The following is an 18,177-nucleotide window of genomic DNA, read 5'->3' as shown; positions in this document are numbered from 1 at the left end:
GACATCACGGCAGTGCATGAGACCCGGAAGGACAAGCATGAAGCCTGACCAACGCAGCCGCTACGCCACTCGCATCGAACGCGCCATTGCCCTGCTCGAACGCCGTCTCTCCGCAGGCGACGTGCCAAGTCTCGCCGATCTGGCCGCCGAAGCTGCCATGTCCGAATATCACTTCCACCGCATCTTTCGACTGATGACCGGCGAAGCCCCCGGCGCCGCCATCACCCGCGCGCGCCTCGCCGGAAGCCTGCCCGCCCTATCGGCGCAAGGCATTGGCGCCGCCACCGGGCGGAGCGGCTATGCCACTTCGCAAGCCTATGCCCGCGCCCTGCGTACAGCGACGGGCCAGACGCCGTCTGCCCTCGGCAGTGACCCGCAAAGGCTCAGCAACACGGCCAAGGCCCTGGGCGAACCCCCATCAGACCCACAGAGCGCCCTGCGCATCGAGATCGTCGAACTCGCCCCGCTGCGTCTGCTCGCCGTCCGCAATGTGGGCGCTTATTCCGAACTCAACCGCGGCTTCGGACGCCTGTTCGAACTCGTGCTCGCCCAGATGGGGCCGGAAAGCCTGCAGGCGATCTGGGGCATGCCGCACGACGATCCCCGCCACGCTGCACCCGAAGCCTGCCGCTTTACCTGCGCGCTCGATACCGGCGGTCTTGGTAAACCGGCTGGCGATCTTGAAGCGCGCGACATCACGGGCGGCCCGCAGCTTTCGTTCTTCGCCACCGGCGATTACGACGACCTGCACGGCCTGATCGACACGCTCTACGCAGAATTGCTCGCGCGCGATCTCGAACTGGGCGAAGGGCCGGTCCTGATCAACTACCTCGACGACGCCGACGAGGTCGCCCCGCCACATCAGCGCGCGCAGGTCTATCTGCCGCTGGCGCTCGGCTGAGTGAGGAAGCCATGAAGCTGATCACATCCATCTCCGCCGCCCTGCTTCTCGCTACCGGCACTGCTCACGCCGCACCGCCCGCCACACTGGCCGACGTTGCCTGGCTGCAAGGCTCCTGGGAAGGCGAGGGTATCGAGGGCGCACCCGCGCTCGAAGCCTATGCCCCGGCGGCAGGCGGCCAGATGGTGGGCCACTTCCGCCAGCTGAACAAGGACGGCACGGTGATGTTCTACGAAATCATCACCATCGTCGAGGAGGGCGGCTCGCTCGCCTACCGCCTCAAGCACTTCAACGCCGATCTCACCGGCTGGGAGGAAGAGGACAAGGTGGTCTCCTTCCCCTGACCGGGCGCAAAGGAGACCGCCTCGATTTCTCGGGCCTCGTATATGAACGCACCGGCGTCGACACGATGACAGCCTCGGTCAAGGTCAGCGAAGGCGGCAAGACCGAAACCCTCGTCTTCCGCTTCCGCCGCAAGGGTTGATCCGAAAGCAGGATAGTTCACGCAGAGGCGCGGAGAAGCAAGGGAGACGCGGAGGATCAGCGCAGGCGGCGAAGCGGCTCCGAAGGTTCAACGTTTCCGCAAACTGCCACGTGAGATTGTAAGAGCGGCTTCGCCGCAATCGGGACCTCTCTGCGTCTCCCTTTTTTCTCCGCGCCTCTGCGTGAAACAGAAAACACCCCGCCAGCCGCATGGACCGACGGGGTGTCTCAATCACCAATCTGCGAAAAAATCAGCGCGTGCGCTTCTTGCCAAAGCGCGTCAGCGCGTCAGCTTCTTGTAAGCCAGCGCGGTCGGACGATCCGCCGCATCGCCCAGACGACGACGCTTGTCCTCTTCATAGGCCGCGAAGTTGCCTTCGAACCATTCGACGTGGCTGTTGCCTTCAAACGCAAGGATGTGCGTGGCCAGACGGTCGAGGAAGAAGCGGTCGTGCGAGATGACCACGGCGCAACCTGCGAAGTTCTCGATCGCGTCTTCCAGTGCCGCCAGCGTTTCGACGTCAAGGTCGTTGGTCGGCTCGTCGAGCAGCAGCACGTTGCCGCCGGCCTTGAGCATCTTGGCCATATGCACGCGGTTGCGCTCACCGCCCGAAAGCTTGCCGACGTTCTTCTGCTGGTCCGGACCCTTGAAGTTGAACGCGCCGACATAGGCACGCGTCGACATGTCCTGCCCGTTGACCTTCATGTAATCGAGGCCGTCCGAGATTTCCTGCCACACGTTGTTGGCCGGGTTCAGATCGTCGCGGCTCTGGTCGACATAGCCGAGGTGGACGGTCGAACCGATTTCCACGGTCCCGCTGTCCGGCGTTTCCTTGCCGGTCAGGATCTTGAACAGCGTGGACTTGCCCGCGCCGTTCGGTCCGATCACGCCGACGATGCCACCGGGCGGCAGCATGAACGAGAGGTCCTCGAACAGCAGCTTGTCGCCATAGGCCTTCGAGATGTTCTTCACCTCGATCACCTTGCCGCCAAGGCGCTCGGGCACCTGGATGACGATCTGGGCCTTGCCGACTGGGCGGTTGTCCTGGGCGTTCTGCAGTTCCTCGAATTTGCGGATACGCGCCTTGGACTTGGTCTGGCGCGCGGCCGGGGTCTGGCGGATCCACTCGAGTTCGCGCTGCAGCGCCTTCTGCTTGCCGCTTTCCTCGCGCTCTTCCTGGGCCATGCGCTTGGCCTTGGTCTCGAGGTAGGTCGAGTAGTTGCCCTCGTAGGGGAAGTACTTTCCGCGGTCGAGTTCGAGGATCCAGCCCACCACGTTGTCAAGGAAGTAGCGGTCGTGCGTGATCATCAGCACCGCGCCGGCATAGTCCTTGAGGTGGTTTTCCAGCCATTCGACGGATTCGGCGTCGAGGTGGTTGGTCGGTTCGTCCAGCAGCAGGATCGAAGGCTTCTGGATCAGCAGGCGGGTCAGCGCAATACGGCGCTTTTCACCGCCCGAAAGGCTCGCCACCGACCAGTCGCCCGGCGGACAGCGCAGCGCTTCCATCGCGATTTCGAGCTGGTTGTCGAGCGTCCAGCCATCGACCGCGTCAATCTTGTCCTGCAGCTCGGCCATCTCCGCGCCCAGCGCGTCGAAGTCGGCATCTTCCTCGGCCATCTCCATGCCGATCGCATTGAAGCGCTCGACCATGTCGGCGATCTCGCGCGCGCCGTCCTTGACGTTTTCGAGCACGGTCTTGCTCTCGTCGAGCTGCGGTTCCTGCTCGAGATAGCCGACGGTGATGTTCTCGCCCGGCCAGGCTTCGCCGGTGAAATCCTTGTCGATCCCGGCCATGATCTTGATAAGCGTCGATTTACCGGCACCGTTCGGACCGACGATGCCGATCTTGGCGCCCTGGTAGAACTGCAGGTTGATATTGCTCAGCACCGGCTTCTGCGCGCCGGGGAAGGTCTTCGTCATGTCCTTCATGACGTAGGCGTATTGGGCAGCCATCTCGGGTCCTTGGGTAGAAGGCAAAAACTGTTGCGCGCCCTCTATCCGAGCGCGAAGGGTCGGGCAAGCGGGGCTTGTGCGACAAGGGCGGCGGGCAGGGCTTGGCAGGCGGTGGGCCGGGCGATAGCACGGTTGCATGAGAAACAAAGCTCGCGCCCTCGCGCTCACCGCCACCCTATTCGCTTCAACTGCTTACGCCCAGGAAACGAGAGGCGACGTCGCGTGGGACCTGCTCGCCGGGCTCACCAGCGAAGTCGGCCCGCGCATGCCCGGTTCCGAAGCGGAAGCCCGCGCCCGCGTCTGGGCCGAAGCGCGACTGAAGGCGCTGGGCTTCAGCAAGGTCGCCGTCGAACCCTTCAGGATCCGCGGCTATGTGCGCGGGCGTGACGAAGCCAGCCTCCTTGCGCCCATCCCGTTCAGGCTCGCGGTCACGGCGCTGGGCTACAGCGGCACCACGACTGAAAAGGGCATCGAAGGCGAAGTCGTCTATTTCCCCACGCTCGATGCCCTCAAGGCCGCGCCAGCAGGCTCGCTCAACGGCAAGATCGCCTTCATCGACCACGCCATGAAGCGCAACCAGGACGGCAGCGGTTACGGTCCTTACGGTCAGGTCCGCCGCGCCGGTCCCGCCATCGCCTCCGGCAAGGGCGCGCTGGGCGTCGTGATCCGCTCGATCGGCACCGACAACCACCGCAACCCGCACACCGGCGGCACCACGTTTCCTGACGGAGTAAAACCGGTCCCGGCCGGCGCGGTTTCCAACCCCGATGCCGATCTGATCGCCCGCATCGCCCGCAGCGGCAAGCCGATCCGCCTGTCTTTGACGCTTACCGGCAAGACCACCGACAATCTGCCCTCGGGCAACGTCATCGGCGAACTTCCCGGCCGCGATCCCTCGCTCCCGCCGATCCTGCTCGGCTGCCACCTCGATAGCTGGGACCTCGGCACCGGCGCGATCGACGATGCGGCCGGCTGCGCGATCATCACCGCTGCCGCGCTGAAGGCGCAGGAAGGCGGGGCGCCGTTGCGCACTATCCGCGTCCTCTGGGCGGGCTCGGAGGAACTCGGCGGCTTCGGGGGCAAGGCCTACGCCGAAAAGCACACCGAACCCCACGCCCTTGCCATGGAAAGCGACTTCGGCGCCGCCCGCGTCTGGCGCGTCCAGTTCAACATGGCTGACAAGGCGCTGACCGATCGCCTCGCCGCCGCGCTGTCACCGATGGGCATCGTTCGCGGAAGCGGCAAGGCCGATGGCGGGACCGACGTCGAACCGGTGATCGAAAGGCAGAAGCTCGCCGTCGTCGATCTCAACCAGGACGGCACCCACTACTTCGATCTCCATCACACCCCGGACGACACTCTGGACAAGGTCGATCCCGCCGAATTGGCGCAAAATGTCGCGGCTTGGACCGAAGTGCTCAAGGTCGTCGCTAACGAGGCGGGGCCGATCGCTGCGGCACCCTGAAAGTGCATGGGCAAAGCCTCGCCGAGTTGGGGCTTTGCCTGCACGAATGGAGGGAGAGTTGGGGTAGAGTTATGGGGGAGTTGGGGTAGAGTTGGAAATGCTCTCCTCAGCCCTCCGGGAACTCCACCACCGTCGTCACGCCATTGCTGCCGTCGACGGAAATCGTACCGCCCAACTGGGTTGCAAAGCCCTTGGTGATCGCGGTGCCGAGGCCGTTGTGACGTGGGGTTCCGGCAGCCTCAGGTGCAAGGCCTTTGCCGTTATCGGCAATCGTCAGGCGCAGACGCCCCGCCGCGACGCGATCCAGCGTCAGCCGCACTTCACCGGCTGAACCCTCTGGAAAAGCGTGCTTTATCGAGTTGTTGAGCACCTCGGTGATGAGCAGCATCAGCGTCATCATCCGGTCAATCGCAAGGCGTGCATCGACGGCGCTGACGATCACCGTGACATGGCTGGCACCGGCAACGTCCTGCGCCTGCGCGACCACATTTTCGATCTGCTCGGGCAGGGCCAGCTCGCGCGCGGCCGGGTCGTAGAGCTGGCGGTGCACACGGCCCATCAGCTCGATCCGTTGGTCGGCGCTCTCAAGCAGTGCCAAGGCGGTCTCCGGCGCGCGTTCTATCTGGCGCCGCTTGATGCGCAGCATGGCCGAAACCGAGGCAAGATTGTTGGCGACGCGGTGCTGAAGTTCCTGAAAAAGCAGGGTTTGCTGGTCGGCCATGGCGGCAAGCTGGCGCTGGCTTTCGACCAGTTTCTCCTGCCGCTGCTGCAGCCCGTCGATCAGAAGGACATCCACAATCACCACTGCTGCGAAGAATAGCAGCGCGGTCGCCACTGGAGCAGAGAGCACAAAAGTATTCGCTGGCGGAATGAAAAAATACCATGAAGACAACAGACTAAGCACGCCACAGAGCGCGCCGGGGCCGCGTCCGGCAACAAATGCGGTGACGATCACGGCGGGAAAGAACGTCAGGAATGGGAAGCCGGGAGGTAGAAGATTGTCGGCTGCCTGCCTGAGTATCGTGGCGATTATCGCAAGGCCAATCGCTACGGCGTAGCCGGACAGCTTACCACGCAGGGGTCTGACAAGAGTTCGCGGAAATGCGGGCATATTAGCTCGACAAATGCCAGCGCTGGCGACGTATTGCAACGTAACATTTGCAACTTCTTGAAAAACAATGGCCCGGCATTCGATCGCCGGGCCACTAATTGTCTCGAGTATTTACTTTGGTTAAATGCGCTCGATAATGATTGCTGGCGCCATGCCGCCCGCAGCACACATCGTTACGAGGCCGTAGCGTCCGCCCGACCGCTCGAGTTCGTCGAGCGCGGTGCCGATCAGGATCGAACCGGTCGCGCCGATCGGATGGCCAAGCGCCATCGCGCCGCCGTTGATGTTCACCTTCTCGCGATCGAGTTCGAGGTCACGGATGAACTTTTCGGCAACGACAGCAAAGGCTTCGTTGATTTCCCAGACGTCGATGTCGTCCTTGCTCAGCCCCGCCTTGGCGAGCACTTTCTTCGCCGCAGGCACCGGCGCGTTGAGCATCAGCGTCGGGTCGTCGCCCTGGTTGGCATAAGCGACGATGCGGGCGCGCGGCTTGAGGCCATGCTTTTCGGCATAGGCGGGCGAGACGATCAGCAGCGCCGCCGCGCCATCGACCACGCCCGAGGAATTGCCGGCATGGTGGAAGTGCTGGATTTCCACGTCCGGGTAGCGGCGGTTGATCTGCTTGCGGAAGCTCGTGCCGCCGAGATCGAAGTCGGCAAGACCGGCAAAGCTCGGCTTCAGCGCGGCCAGGCCTTCGGCAGTGGTTTCAGGACGGGGGAATTCCTCGCGGTCAAGCGCAACCGAACCGTCCTCGTTCAGGACCGGCACGACCGACTTGTTGAAGCGGCCTTCCTTGATTGCCTTGTCGGCGCGCTGCTGGCTGACGAGGGCAAGCGCGTCGAGCGCTTCGCGGCTGATGCCTTCGATGCTGGCGATGGCATCGCCGCACACGCCCTGGTGCGACTGCGGGTGGATTGCGTCGAGCGCCATGTTGCCCGAACCCATGCCCAGAGGCTTGATCCCGGCATTGGCCTGTTCCGCGCCATGGGCGGCGGTGAAGCTCATCATCTCGGTGCCACCGGCGATGACGCAGTCTTCCATGCCCGACATGACCGAGGCGCAGGCAAGGTTCACCGAGGTGATGCCACCCCCGCAGAAGCGGTCAAGCGTCGTGCCCGATGCCTTGATGTCGTACCCCGCGGCCAGCGCCGCCATGCGGCCGAGGTCGCCGCCCTGCTTGCCGACCTGCGACGAGGTCGACCAGATGATGTCGTCGACCGTCGCGGTATCAAGGTTGTTGCGCTCCTTGAGCGCCTTGAGCACCGTGGCGGCAAGATGCTGCGGGTGCAGGTGCGACAGCGCGCCCTTGCCGGGCTTGCCGACCCCGCGCGGAGTGCGAACGGCATCGATGATATAGGCTTCGGGCATCGGGACTCTCTCCGTCATTGGGCTATTTAATCGACCGATTAACGCGTCCTGCCCGCTGGTGCAAGTCCAAAGCGGAAGGCTCGACACAGGCGCGGCGACGTGTCAGCTTGGTCAGATTCCAGCCATAGAGGCCCAGATGCTCCACCACGAACTGCTCGAACAGGCGCGCGGCTTTTCCGATGCGATCGTCACGCTGCGACGCGCGATCCATGCCGAACCCGAACTCGGCCTGCATACTCCGAAGACGCGCGACAAGGTGCGGGCGGCTTTGGCCCACCTGCCGCTGACCTGGCGCGAAGGGCCGTCGACAACCGGCCTGGTCGCCACGCTCAAGGGCGGAGCGGGGCCGGGGCGCCGCGTGCTGCTGCGCGGCGACATGGATGCGCTGCCGATGACCGAAGAGACCGGGCTCGATTTCTCCTCGACAATTCCCGGCGCCATGCATGCCTGTGGCCACGATACGCACACCGCCATGCTGGCAGGCGCGGCGGAGCTGCTCTGCGCGCGGGCCGACCAGCTGGCCGGCGAAGTGCAGTTCATGTTCCAGCCCGGCGAGGAGGGCTTTCACGGCGCGCGATACATGCTCGACGACGGGCTGATCGATCCGCTCCCCGACGCCGCCTTCGCACTGCACATCATGCCCAACAGTCCGCATGGCCTGGTTGCTGGCCGGGCAGGGCCGCTGCTCGCATCCGCGGACCAGTTCGACATCGTGGTGCAGGGGCGGGGCGGCCACGCCTCGATGCCGCACGATGCGCTCGACCCGGTGCCGGTGGCCTGCGAGATCGTCACCGCGCTCCAGACTGTCGTGACCCGAAAATTCCCGGTGAGCGATCCTGTCGTGGCCACCGTGGCGAAGATTGAGGCGGGAACGGCCCACAACGTGATCGCCGATCGGGTCGCCATGCGCGGCACGTTGCGCACGCTCTCTGCGGGCAATCGTGCGCGCCTGCATGAAGCGCTGCGGCTGGTGGCGACGAACATCGCCGCAGCCCACGGCATGACGGTCGAAGTGACGATCACGCCGGGGTTCCCTGTCACCGTGTGTGATGGACGTGCCGTCGACCTCGGGGAGAAGGTTGTTCGCGATCTTACGGGCGAGAGTGGCTTCCACCGGTTGGACGCCCCGATCATGGGGGCGGAAGACTTCTCCTATGTGCTCGAGAAAGTGCCCGGAGCGATGTTCTTCCTGGGCGTGGCCCACGAAGGCGCAGACTGGCGCTCTTGCTGTTCGATCCACTCCACCAGGATGATGGTGGACGAAAGCGTGCTGCCGCTCGGCACTGCGGTTCTGGCAGGGTGCGCCGTGCGGTTCCTGGCTGAGGGATTTGCAGCTTGATCTGGTGGAATGGCGAAAGGCCCTCGATCGAGCGGCTGACGAAATTGGGCAGCTCCTCGATGCCGGCCCATCTCGGCATCGAGTTTCATGACTGCGGCGACGACTGGATATCGGCGCGCATGCCGGTCGACCACCGCACGCATCAGCCTTTCGGACGGTTGCATGGCGGCGCATCGGTTGCGCTGGCAGAAACGATCGGCTCGATGGCCGGAGCGATGGTGGTGGACCCTGACCGGTTCGCTTGCGTGGGCATGGAAATCAATGCCAACCACTTGCGACCGGTGCGCGACGGCTGGGTCTATGCGACCGCGCGGCCGGAGGCATTGGGGCGCAGCACCCACGTCTGGTCCATCCGCATCGTCGACGAATTGGACAAGCTGGTCTGTATATCCCGTCTGACACTCGCCGTCATTCCGCTGGAACGGAAATGACACCCATGAATTTATTACTTTTTTCCGGAACCAAGCAGTAGGAACTGCATTTTCGGTGGCAGGTAGCCACTGATATGAACCGTAACTCTTCAGATGACATTCCTGGGTCTGGTCCGATCGATCAGGCCCATACCGTGTTCGATCCGTCCGTAGCGCGCTTTCGGGCGCAACACCCCGAAGACACGTTCGCCGGGGCATCCGGCGTGCTGTTCGAGCAGGCCATGGCGCAGACGCGCATGGCGATCTGCCTGTGCGACCCTCATCAGACAGATATGCCCATCGTCTTTGCAAACCGGGCGTTCCGACATCTTACCGGATATGAAGAAGACGAGATCGTCGGTCGCAATTGCCGTTTCCTGCAGGGCCCCGAAAGCGACCGCTCTTCGCTGGGGAGGATCCGCACCGCGCTCCAGCGCGAGGATGTGACGGTGGTCGAACTGCTCAACTATCGCAAGGACGGCAGCTCGTTCTGGAACGCTCTCCATCTTGGCCCGGTCTATGACGCCGAAGGCAAGCTGGTCTATTTCTTCGGCAGCCAATGGGACGTATCGGACGTGCGCGCGGCGCGTGCCGACGAATTGCACGCACGCGAACTGGCGCGCGAACTGTCCCATCGCATGAAGAACATGTTCGCCGTGATCGGCGGCATCGTGAACTTCACCGGCAGGGCGCGCGGCATCGAGGTCGAGGCGCGGGAAATCAACGATCGCATACAGGCGCTCGGCCGGGCCTATGAGACCACGCTCGACGATTCACACCGGGGAACGGTCGAGGTGGGCCAGGCCATTCGTGCCGTTCTTGCGCCTTATGATCCGGATGGAACGCGCATCCTGTTCGAGGGCAATGGGCTTCGGTCGGATTTTGCATCGGTCTCGGTGCTCGGCCTTTCCCTTCACGAACTTGCTGTGAACGCTCTGCGTCACGGCGCGCTCAGCCGGGATGACGGGCGCGTTACGGTTGGTTGGCAGCGTAACGGGTCGGCAGACAGCCCGGCGATACGGATTGATTGGGTAGAACATGGGCGCGGAACTGGCTCGCTGCTGGAAGCGGCGGCGAACTCGGGCGCGGCAGACGGCATCGTGGATCGCATGCTCGGCATGGCGAGGGGAGGAATCGTGAGAGAGTTGAAGCGCGAGGGGCTACATGCCCGTCTCAGCATTCCCTTGAGGGATGCCGCAGAATGAGCGGGATGCATCATGCTTCGTCCGAGCCGTGCCGGGTGCTCGTGCTCGACGATGAACCATTGATCCTGCTCGACCTGGAATTTGCGGTCGAAGATGCCGGGTGCAAGCCGTTGACTGCGCTTGATCTCATGGAAGCGCTGTCGATTGTGCAGAATAATGCGATTTCCGCAGCCATTCTCGACGTTTCGCTCGGCCAGGGGCAGACCTGTGAACAGGTGGCGCGGACGCTTGCGGCGATGGGTGTCCCCTATGTGCTGCATACCGGCGATCTCGATCGCATGGACGAGGCTGTCCGGCGGCTGGGCGGGACTCTTGTGCCCAAGCCGACACCTGCGGCGGTGGTCGTCGCCCGCGCGCTCGAACCGCTGGCCGTTCGGCAATAAACGGCTTTCGTTCTGCCGGTCCGGTGGTGCGGATACCACGTGAAACGTCAGGCGGACAGGCTTGCACGCTGGGACGAAGCTGCCATTGCTGTGCGCAGCAAGGACGGTGACATGAGCGAGCAGGAATACGCCCGGGTACTGGCGATGACGGGCATCCACAATTTTCGGGACTACGGCGGCTATGGCGCACGCAACGGGCAGTTGCGCAAGGGCGTGTTGTGGCGCTCGGGCCAGCATAGCGAGGCAACCACTGAGGATCTCGAAAAAGTCCACGCCTTGCAGATTGCCACCGTTATCGACCTGCGCGGCGACAGCGAGCGCGCTGCCAACCGTTGCCTCAGGCACCCAGAGTTCGAGGGCAGCGTGCTGTTCCATCCCGGCGAAACCGCAAGCGCGGCCGGGCGCGCGGCGCACGAAGAGATGGCCCGCGATGTGCGCACCGCCGACGATGCGCGGCAGGCCATGCTCGCTCTTTACGAGACACTGCCGTACCGGCCGGTTCTCGTGGGCACTTATCGCCTCTACATGCGAACCCTGGCGGAGCAGCCGTCGCCAAGCTTGCTGCACTGTCTTGCCGGGAAGGATCGTACCGGCGTGGCGGCGGCGTTGGTTCACGCTCTGCTTGGCGTTCACCATGACGACATCGTCGCGGATTACCTGCTTACCAACAGTGCCGGCAACGCCGAGGCTCGTATCGAGGCAGGAGCGCGGCACGTGCGGGAAGGGTTCGGCATCCGCATGGATGATGCTGCCGTCCGCGTGCTGATGGGGGTGGAAAAACCGTTTCTCGAGCGCGCCTTCGCCGCGATCGAGGCGCGCCACGGCTCGGTCGAGGCCTATGCCGAGGAAGTTCTGGGGGTGACGCCGCAGGTGCTCGCCGCGATGGAAGCCAACCTCGTCGAATAAAGAAAATCTGTCCGATAGCTGCGGAAAAAGCGGGGGCGCGGACTGGCTTTTGGCCCGCGCGCTGCTTATCTCGCTGGCGACTGGAGGACTTTTCCCATGGCGACCACGCACAAGACCCGCATGCTCATCATCGGTTCCGGCCCGGCCGGGCTTTCTGCCGCGATCTATGGCGCGCGCGCAGGGATGCAGCCGATCGTGGTGCAGGGGCTGCAGCCCGGCGGCCAGCTGACCATCACCACCGATGTCGAGAACTATCCCGGCTTCCGCGATGTGATTCAGGGGCCGTGGCTGATGCAGGAAATGCAGGCCCAGGCCGAACATGTCGGCACCCGGATGATGTGGGACACGATCCTCGAAGTGAACATGGACGGCAGCCCGTTCCGTGCCGTCGGCGACAGCGGCGACATCTATGAAGGCGATGTTCTGGTCATCGCCACCGGCGCGCAGGCCAAGTGGTTGGGCGTTCCGGGCGAGCAGGAGTTTTCTGGCAAAGGCGTTTCGGCCTGCGCCACCTGCGACGGGTTCTTCTATCGCGGCAAGAAGGTCGTGGTGATCGGCGGCGGCAACACCGCGGTCGAGGAAGCGCTCTACCTTACCAACCATTCGCCCGACGTGACGCTGATCCACCGCCGCGATTCCCTGCGTGCCGAGAGGATCCTGCAGGATCGCCTGTTCGCGCACCCCAACGTCAAGGTGTTGTGGAACGCCAAGGTCGACAGCTTCGTCGGCGAGGCGGGCAAGGGCCTGACCGGGGTGAAGGTCGTAGATACCGTTACGGGCGCGGAAAGCGTGGTCGAGACGGACGGCGCGTTCGTGGCGATCGGCCATGCTCCGGCGACCGAACTGTTCAAGGGCAAGCTGGAGCTCGACGAGAGCGGTTACATCGTGGTCGAACCCGGCACGCCGAAGACTGCCATCCCGGGCGTTTTTGCCTGCGGTGACGTGATGGACCACACCTACCGCCAGGCCGTGACGGCGGCGGGGACGGGTTGCATGGCCGCGCTCGATTCCGAGCGCTTCCTTGCCGAGCTGGACTTCAAGGCCGCCCAGGCGGAAGTTGCAGCGGTTTAAGGCCTGAGCACTTCGATCAGCCGCGCGTGAAGCCATTCGCGCGCGGCTTTGTCTGAAAAGCTGTGTGACGCGCTGTCGATGCGCTGAATGCGCGGGTCTGCGTTGTCCCAGACTTCGCTGAACATCTGCGCCGTTCGGTCGTGGCTGGCGAGGAGGATCGTTGCAGGGCCGTTGAAAGCTGCCAGGCCGGTCTTCATCTCGTCGACGAGGCCAGCGGGAGCCGGGGCTGACGAGGCCACACTGCGCAATCCTTTGGCCAGCTTCCCGAGGTTCACCCCGCCGGTGAGCAGCCGCCAGACCTCACGCGGGTTGGCGAGCTTGGCGAGATAGCGGCTGCGGATGGCCGACGCGGGCATGGCGTTTGGCGCTTCCTCGCCATCTATCGTCCAAGGGTTGGCGAGAACGAGGGCATCCACTGCCAGTGCAGGCGCATTGAGCGTCAGCGCTGCGGCCGCATCGCAATTGCCGAACGCGACGATGCGCGAAACGTGCGGTGCCGCTGAACGGAATGCGGCCAGCGCTGCTGCAGTATCCGGCCCGGAGTGGCGGAACGAGCGATTCTCGCCCTGGCTGTCACCGACGCCGCGCCGGTCGTAGCGAAACACCGGATAGCCTTCGCTGGCGATCCGGGCGGCCAGTTGCGCCTGTCCGCTCCACGCGCCTGAGCGCAGTTCATTGCCGCCGGAGACGATCAGCAGACCAGTCGAGTGACTTGCGGCCTCGCGGTCCAGCGTGCCGATCAGCGTCGCGCCCTCGCAGGTGAAGGTGAGGTGGCGCCGGGTCACGCGTCGATCTCGGACAGGATCACGCGGGCGAGGGCGGCGGACTGTTCGGGCGCTGCTGCAGGCTCCGCGCGCAGCCACAGCCCACCACCGCCCAACTGGTTTTGCGCAATGAGGTGATGCCCTTCGACCTGCGGCAAGGCGTTCTCCAGCCCGGCGATAAGCGACGCACCGCAGCGCCACCCGGCGAGTTCCAGTCCTTCGCTGCGGCCGAGTTCGAGCAACGCCGCGCTGTCCTCATTCACGCCCGCTTCGCGTGAGGCAATTACGCGGGCGCGGATCATCTGGCGCAGGATCGTTGCGCCCTTCGCGGGTTCCAGCGCCCAGCCCGGCAGCGCATTGGGAAACACCAGCGCGCCGCCGCGCACCGCCAGCACGTCGGTCGCACGGAAGTGACTTGAAGCCAATTGCATCGCGCTGCGCCAGCCGTGGAGGCTCTGTGCCTCGAATTGCTGCAGGCTTTCATGGCAACCGGGCAGGTCGGGCAGGAACGTGTCGACGCCTGCGTCATCCAGCAGGCGCATGGTATCGACCAGCATCCGCCGCATGCGGTTGGCTTCATCGAACAGGGGCGGGACGATCAGCAGCCGTTTCTCGCGGCCGCGATCGAAGGCAAGCGCATACTCCTCGCTCTGGCCTTCGGGGCCGGGGCAAGGCCAGCGCGCAATCACGCCGTGACTTTGGCTTCCAGGAAAGATCGCAGATTGCCGAAGGTCTCGAGCAGTTCGCCATCGACCTCGTCGTCCTCGATCACGATGTCGAGCCGGTCCTCGATCTCGGTAAGCAGGCCGGCCACGGCCATCGAATCAAGCTCGGGCAGCTCTCCGAACAGGCCGGTGGAGGCATCGAAAGCGGCCACGCGCTCGGCCGTGAGGCCAAGAACGTCCTTGAGGATCGCGCGCAGGGTGCTGTCGGTGTCGCTCATCAGTGTCCAGCTGCCGTTATCAGTTTCATCGGGCCCTTAACCATGGTGGTTCCGGGAGACAAGGGGGCGCAGCCTTTGCGCTGCCAGAGCACGGATCAACGAAGGCCAATGACGGACCGACGACTTTCTCCATGCCCGAACCCGCCAGCGCACCCGTACATCTTCCATCCAGTCGCGCTTGTACGGATCATCGCCTGTGCCGAAATCAATCAGCGACACGCCATCGCGGTCGATCACATGCTCGAACATGGCCGCGCTGAGCAGGGTCCCCGGCGATTGCTTGCGGAAGCGTTCGTCGTGCGCAAGCTTGTGGATGAAGGCCGTCCGGCCCTCGACGGTCCAGAACTGCGCGGCAACTGGTTGGCCGGCAACCTCGGCAATGCCAAGGCGCAATCGACCAGCCTTGCCCTCCATTTCCGCCCAGGCCCGCAGGAAATCCGGCGACCCTTCGCCAGGCTTCCAGCTCAACCTGTAGATTGCCTCGTAAGCATCCCAATCGGTTTGGGAAAATTGCGTGACGAGCCTCAGGTTCACTTCGCCCTTGCGGCTCTTGCGGCGGACGGTTTCGCGCAGCGCACCGGGACGGTCGGTCCAGTATTCGGCGAAACTGCGACCATTCACGGCAAGGATGTGGTTGCTGTCGCAAGGCTCGACCAGTACCATCCAGCCCGCCTTGCGGAATGCCTCAGCAAGGGCAGCGGCGTCATCCTTGGGCAAGGGGGCGAACAGCGCTCGGCCATGAGGCAGTCTTCGCACGATCTCCGAAAGACGAATCTCATCTCCCAGAAATCCAACGAAAAAGTTGTACCAATTGGCAAGCGCAGTGATCCGCCCTTTGCCTTCGAGCCAGGGCAGGGCGGTACATCCCTGCGCATCCGCAGCGATGGTGACCCGCGCTTTTGTCTCGTCGAGGCAATGCGATGTGAGCAAGGCCAGCCAGTCGAGCCGCTCGAACGGCGAAGCGCCTTGCACCGCGATCACGCGCGGGTCCGCTTGCGCTTCCTTAAGACTGGCGTGATAGACGTCCAACGCTTGTGCTATTCCCTATCGAGAACCGAGTGCCCGAAACGCCCGATCCCACTGTGTATCCGCTCGACCACCTTGCCCTGCGCGGCGAGCGAAATGCCCCTGCACTGGTGCTCAAGGACCGCACGCTTAGCCATGAAGCGTTAAATGCGCGTGTAGGAACCCTTGCGAAGTGGTTGAAATCACGCGTCGGTGAACCCCGTGCGCGGGTGGCGACGTGGCTGCCCAAGACCGAACTCGCCTGCCTGATGCCACTCGCTGCTGTGCGAGCAGGGTTGGTCCACGTACCGGTCAATCCGCTGCTGAAGCGCGCGCAGGTCGCGCATATTCTCGCCGACAGCGGAGCGGCGCTGCTGATCGCAAACAAGGGCCGGCTCGATACGCTGGAAGAGTGCGACGCACCTTGCCCGGCGATCGAGGAAGCCGCGGTCTGGGCTGAAGTCGAAGCCGATGGTGGCGAGCTTCCGCCGTCCGGTGCAGAGCCCGATAGTCTTGCCGCCATCCTCTATACCAGTGGCTCTACAGGGCGTCCGAAGGGTGTGATGCTCAGCCAGGCCAACCTCTGGCTGGGGGCAGTGAGCGTTGCGCACTACCTGAAGGTCAGGCCGCAGGACCGCGTGCTCGCCGTGCTACCGCTGGCGTTCGATTACGGCCAGAACCAGTTGCTTTCCACATGGTACGCCGGGGGCAGCGTGGTGCCGCTGGATTACCTCACGCCGCGCGATGTGGTGAAGGCTGTGGCCCGGCACGGTATCACCACCATTGCTGCCGTGCCACCACTCTGGCTGCAACTGGTGGAACTGGACTGGCCGCGGGACGCCGCGCAATCGCTGAGGCGGCTGACAAACAGCGGCGGAGCATTGACGCCATCGCTGGTCCGAGCGTTGCGGGCGAAGTTTCCAGCGGCCGACCTCTATCCGATGTATGGGCTGACCGAAGCCTTCCGATCGACTTATCTCGATCCCGCGCTGGTGGACGAGCATCCAACCTCGATCGGAAGCGCAATCCCCTTTGCAGAAGTGCTGGTCGTCAATGACTTGGGGGACGAAGCTCATGCCGAGGAGGAAGGCGAATTGGTCCATGCCGGGCCGCTCGTCGCGAAAGGGTATTGGCAGGATGCCGAGCGCACGGCGGAGCGTTTCAAGCCCGCGCCTGCATGCTCCAAGCTTGGCGGCATGGCGGTCTGGTCGGGAGACCGGGTGAAGCGCGATCCCAAAGGACTGTTGCATTTCGTCGGGCGGCGCGACGCCATGATCAAGACCAGCGGCAATCGCGTGAGCCCGCAGGAAGTGGAAGAAGCCGCAGTTGCCACCGGGATCGTCGCTGAGGCCGTCGCGCTCGGCTTGCCGGATCCGCAACTGGGGCAAGCGATCCATCTCGTGGCGCGCGCGATGCCCGGTGCCGACAAGGATGGCCTGATTCCAGCGCTGACCCGCGCCTTGCCGAACTTCATGGTGCCGCGTCACGTACATTGGCGCGAGGTAATGCCCGTCAGTCCCAATGGTAAGCTTGACCGAGTTGCACTGGCCGCAGAACTGGCCGAGGAGATGCAGCCATGAAGCCGCTTGGCCCCATTCCTTCGGGTTACACCTCTGTCGACGGGGTGCTGGCAGTCGCCGGGCGCAAGGTGACAGAGCTCGTCGCCGAAGCAGGCACGACGCCTCTGTTCGTGTATTCGCACGAGCTGTTGACGGCGCGGGTTGCGGCATTGCGCGCAGCGATGCCGGACCGCCTTTCCATTCATTATGCTGTCAAAGCAAATCCTTACGGACCTTTGCTAAAGCATATGCTCGGGTTGGTCGACGGCTTCGACATTGCATCGGGCGGCGAACTCGCAATCGTCCGGGAGGCGGGGATCGACCCGGCGCTGGTCAGCTTTGCCGGACCGGGAAAGCGTGACGCGGAGCTTGAAGCCGCTATCTTGGCAGGGGTGACGCTGAACCTCGAATCCGAGGGTGAGGCGAGCCGCGCGCTGGCCATTGCTGAGCGGTTGGGCCTTCGTCCGCGGCTTGCCATTCGGGTCAATCCGGATTTCGACCTCAAAGGGTCGGGCATGAAGATGGGCGGCGGGGCCAAGCCGTTTGGCATAGATGCGGCCCGAGTACCGGCGCTCGCACGCAAGCTGATCGCTGCGGGGGCGGACTGGCAAGGCTTTCACATCTTTGCCGGAAGTCAGGCGCTTTCGGCCGATGCGATCATCGAAACGCAGGGTCAGACCCTGGCACTCGCCGCGCGCCTGGCCGAGGAAACCGGGGTGACGCTGCCGAAGTGCAATCTCGGCGGCGGTTTTGGCATTCCCTATTTTCCGGGGGATGAGCCGGTTGATATCAACGCGGTCGGCGCCGCCTTGGCCGAGCGCTTTGCCGATCTGCCGGAGGTTCTGCGCGACACGGCATTCTGCATCGAGCTCGGTCGCTATCTTGTTGGCGAAGCGGGCGTTTACCTGGCGACCGTGGTTGATCGCAAGGAGAGCCATGGCGAGATTTACCTCGTCACCGATGGCGGCCTGCACCATCAACTCGCCGCCTCGGGCAACTTCGGCACGGTGGTCAGGCGCAATTATCCCAGTGCCATCGCCACGCGCTTCGATGCTGCGGCGGATGAGGAGGCGAGCATCGTCGGATGCCTGTGCACGCCGCTCGACCGGCTGGCCGACAAGGGCGGTTTTCCGCGGGCTGACGTCGGCGATATTGTCGCCATATTCTGCGCCGGTGCTTATGGCGCGAGCGCCAGCCCGGCGATGTTCCTGGGCCAGGGTCCGGCTGCGGAAATGCTTGTCTGACAAGAGCATAGGTTCCGGCCGTTAACGGATGACGCCATGCCAGTCCCGTTACGGGACGGCGGCGAA

18 protein-coding genes are annotated in these 18,177 nt (G+C 64.1%); 11 read left to right on the top strand and 7 right to left on the bottom strand.

What is annotated here, in order from left to right; genetic code table 11:
* The first annotated feature begins 37 nt into the window (after positions 1–37).
* Together C7W88_RS14755 and C7W88_RS14750 are read left to right on the top strand one after the other, a co-directional pair.
* Positions 38–901: a GyrI-like domain-containing protein gene (locus C7W88_RS14755; RefSeq protein ID WP_162896073.1), complete on the top strand. Its 864-nt coding sequence runs from the start codon at positions 38–40 to the stop codon at positions 899–901.
* Positions 902–912: 11 nt separating this feature from the next.
* Positions 913–1,245, top strand: a complete 333-nt coding sequence (locus tag C7W88_RS14750; RefSeq protein ID WP_118074115.1) for a DUF6265 family protein — start codon at positions 913–915, stop codon at positions 1,243–1,245.
* A 419-nt stretch (positions 1,246–1,664) separates the two neighbouring features.
* Here the strand turns inward: C7W88_RS14750 and ettA are convergent, their stop codons facing one another.
* Positions 1,665–3,338, bottom strand: a complete 1,674-nt coding sequence (gene ettA / locus C7W88_RS14745) for an energy-dependent translational throttle protein EttA (protein ID WP_118074114.1) — start codon at positions 3,336–3,338, stop codon at positions 1,665–1,667.
* A gap of 136 nt (positions 3,339–3,474) precedes the next feature.
* On the opposite strand from ettA, the gene C7W88_RS14740 reads away from it, so the two are divergent.
* Positions 3,475–4,803, top strand: a complete 1,329-nt coding sequence (locus C7W88_RS14740) for a M28 family peptidase (protein WP_118074113.1) — start codon at positions 3,475–3,477, stop codon at positions 4,801–4,803.
* A 106-nt stretch (positions 4,804–4,909) separates the two neighbouring features.
* On the opposite strand, the gene C7W88_RS14735 is transcribed toward C7W88_RS14740, so the two are convergent.
* Positions 4,910–5,914 (bottom strand): sensor histidine kinase, encoded by a 1,005-nt coding sequence (locus C7W88_RS14735; RefSeq protein ID WP_118074112.1) that lies wholly within the window; start codon positions 5,912–5,914, stop codon positions 4,910–4,912.
* A gap of 120 nt (positions 5,915–6,034) precedes the next feature.
* Positions 6,035–7,282: an acetyl-CoA C-acetyltransferase gene (locus C7W88_RS14730; protein WP_118074111.1), complete on the bottom strand. Its 1,248-nt coding sequence runs from the start codon at positions 7,280–7,282 to the stop codon at positions 6,035–6,037.
* Positions 7,283–7,418: 136 nt separating this feature from the next.
* On the opposite strand from C7W88_RS14730, the gene C7W88_RS14725 reads away from it, so the two are divergent.
* The 6 genes from C7W88_RS14725 (at position 7,419) to trxB (ending at position 12,596) form a co-directional block, all read left to right on the top strand.
* Positions 7,419–8,621, top strand: a complete 1,203-nt coding sequence (locus C7W88_RS14725; RefSeq protein WP_118074110.1) for a M20 family metallopeptidase — start codon at positions 7,419–7,421, stop codon at positions 8,619–8,621.
* A 59-nt stretch (positions 8,622–8,680) separates the two neighbouring features.
* Entirely contained in the window at positions 8,681–9,052 is a 372-nt protein-coding gene (locus C7W88_RS14720; protein WP_240344695.1) for a hotdog fold thioesterase, read from the top strand.
* 74 nt (positions 9,053–9,126) lie between these two features.
* Positions 9,127–10,236, top strand: coding sequence for a PAS domain-containing protein (locus tag C7W88_RS14715; protein ID WP_118074108.1), 1,110 nt, complete (start codon positions 9,127–9,129; stop codon positions 10,234–10,236).
* Positions 10,233–10,619 (top strand): response regulator, encoded by a 387-nt coding sequence (locus C7W88_RS14710; protein ID WP_118074107.1) that lies wholly within the window; start codon positions 10,233–10,235, stop codon positions 10,617–10,619. Before C7W88_RS14715 ends, C7W88_RS14710 begins: the two co-directional genes overlap by 4 nt.
* 39 nt (positions 10,620–10,658) lie before the next feature.
* Entirely contained in the window at positions 10,659–11,525 is an 867-nt protein-coding gene (locus C7W88_RS14705; RefSeq protein ID WP_240344693.1) for a tyrosine-protein phosphatase, read from the top strand.
* 96 nt (positions 11,526–11,621) lie between these two features.
* Positions 11,622–12,596: a thioredoxin-disulfide reductase gene (gene trxB, locus C7W88_RS14700; RefSeq protein ID WP_118074106.1), complete on the top strand. Its 975-nt coding sequence runs from the start codon at positions 11,622–11,624 to the stop codon at positions 12,594–12,596.
* Here trxB and C7W88_RS14695 read toward each other — a convergent pair.
* Genes C7W88_RS14695 through C7W88_RS14680 form a run of 4 tightly spaced genes read right to left on the bottom strand, consistent with a single transcriptional unit; the run spans position 12,593 to position 15,332 of the window.
* Positions 12,593–13,381, bottom strand: a complete 789-nt coding sequence (locus tag C7W88_RS14695) for a hydrolase 1, exosortase A system-associated (protein WP_118074105.1) — start codon at positions 13,379–13,381, stop codon at positions 12,593–12,595. The genes trxB and C7W88_RS14695 overlap by 4 nt on opposite strands.
* Positions 13,378–14,049: a hypothetical protein gene (locus tag C7W88_RS14690; protein ID WP_118074104.1), complete on the bottom strand. Its 672-nt coding sequence runs from the start codon at positions 14,047–14,049 to the stop codon at positions 13,378–13,380. Before C7W88_RS14690 ends, C7W88_RS14695 begins: the two co-directional genes overlap by 4 nt.
* Positions 14,046–14,303 carry an acyl carrier protein gene (locus C7W88_RS14685; protein ID WP_205525194.1) on the bottom strand — a complete coding sequence of 86 codons (258 nt, stop codon included), beginning with the start codon at positions 14,301–14,303 and terminating at the stop codon, positions 14,046–14,048. The genes C7W88_RS14690 and C7W88_RS14685 overlap by 4 nt, the downstream gene beginning before the upstream one ends.
* A gap of 36 nt (positions 14,304–14,339) precedes the next feature.
* Entirely contained in the window at positions 14,340–15,332 is a 993-nt protein-coding gene (locus C7W88_RS14680) for a GNAT family N-acetyltransferase (protein ID WP_118074102.1), read from the bottom strand.
* 29 nt (positions 15,333–15,361) lie between these two features.
* Between C7W88_RS14680 and C7W88_RS14675 the strand changes: the two genes are divergently transcribed.
* Entirely contained in the window at positions 15,362–16,888 is a 1,527-nt protein-coding gene (locus C7W88_RS14675; protein WP_118074101.1) for an acyl-CoA ligase (AMP-forming), exosortase A system-associated, read from the top strand.
* Entirely contained in the window at positions 16,885–18,111 is a 1,227-nt protein-coding gene (locus tag C7W88_RS14670; protein WP_118074100.1) for a pyridoxal-dependent decarboxylase, exosortase A system-associated, read from the top strand. Before C7W88_RS14675 ends, C7W88_RS14670 begins: the two co-directional genes overlap by 4 nt.
* Positions 18,112–18,177: the final 66 nt, after the last annotated feature.

The organism is Novosphingobium sp. THN1, assembly GCF_003454795.1.
In the GTDB taxonomy this organism is placed as follows: domain Bacteria; phylum Pseudomonadota; class Alphaproteobacteria; order Sphingomonadales; family Sphingomonadaceae; genus Novosphingobium.
Note: the sequence above shows the minus strand (reverse complement) of the source record. Positions and strands in the feature narration are given on the sequence as shown.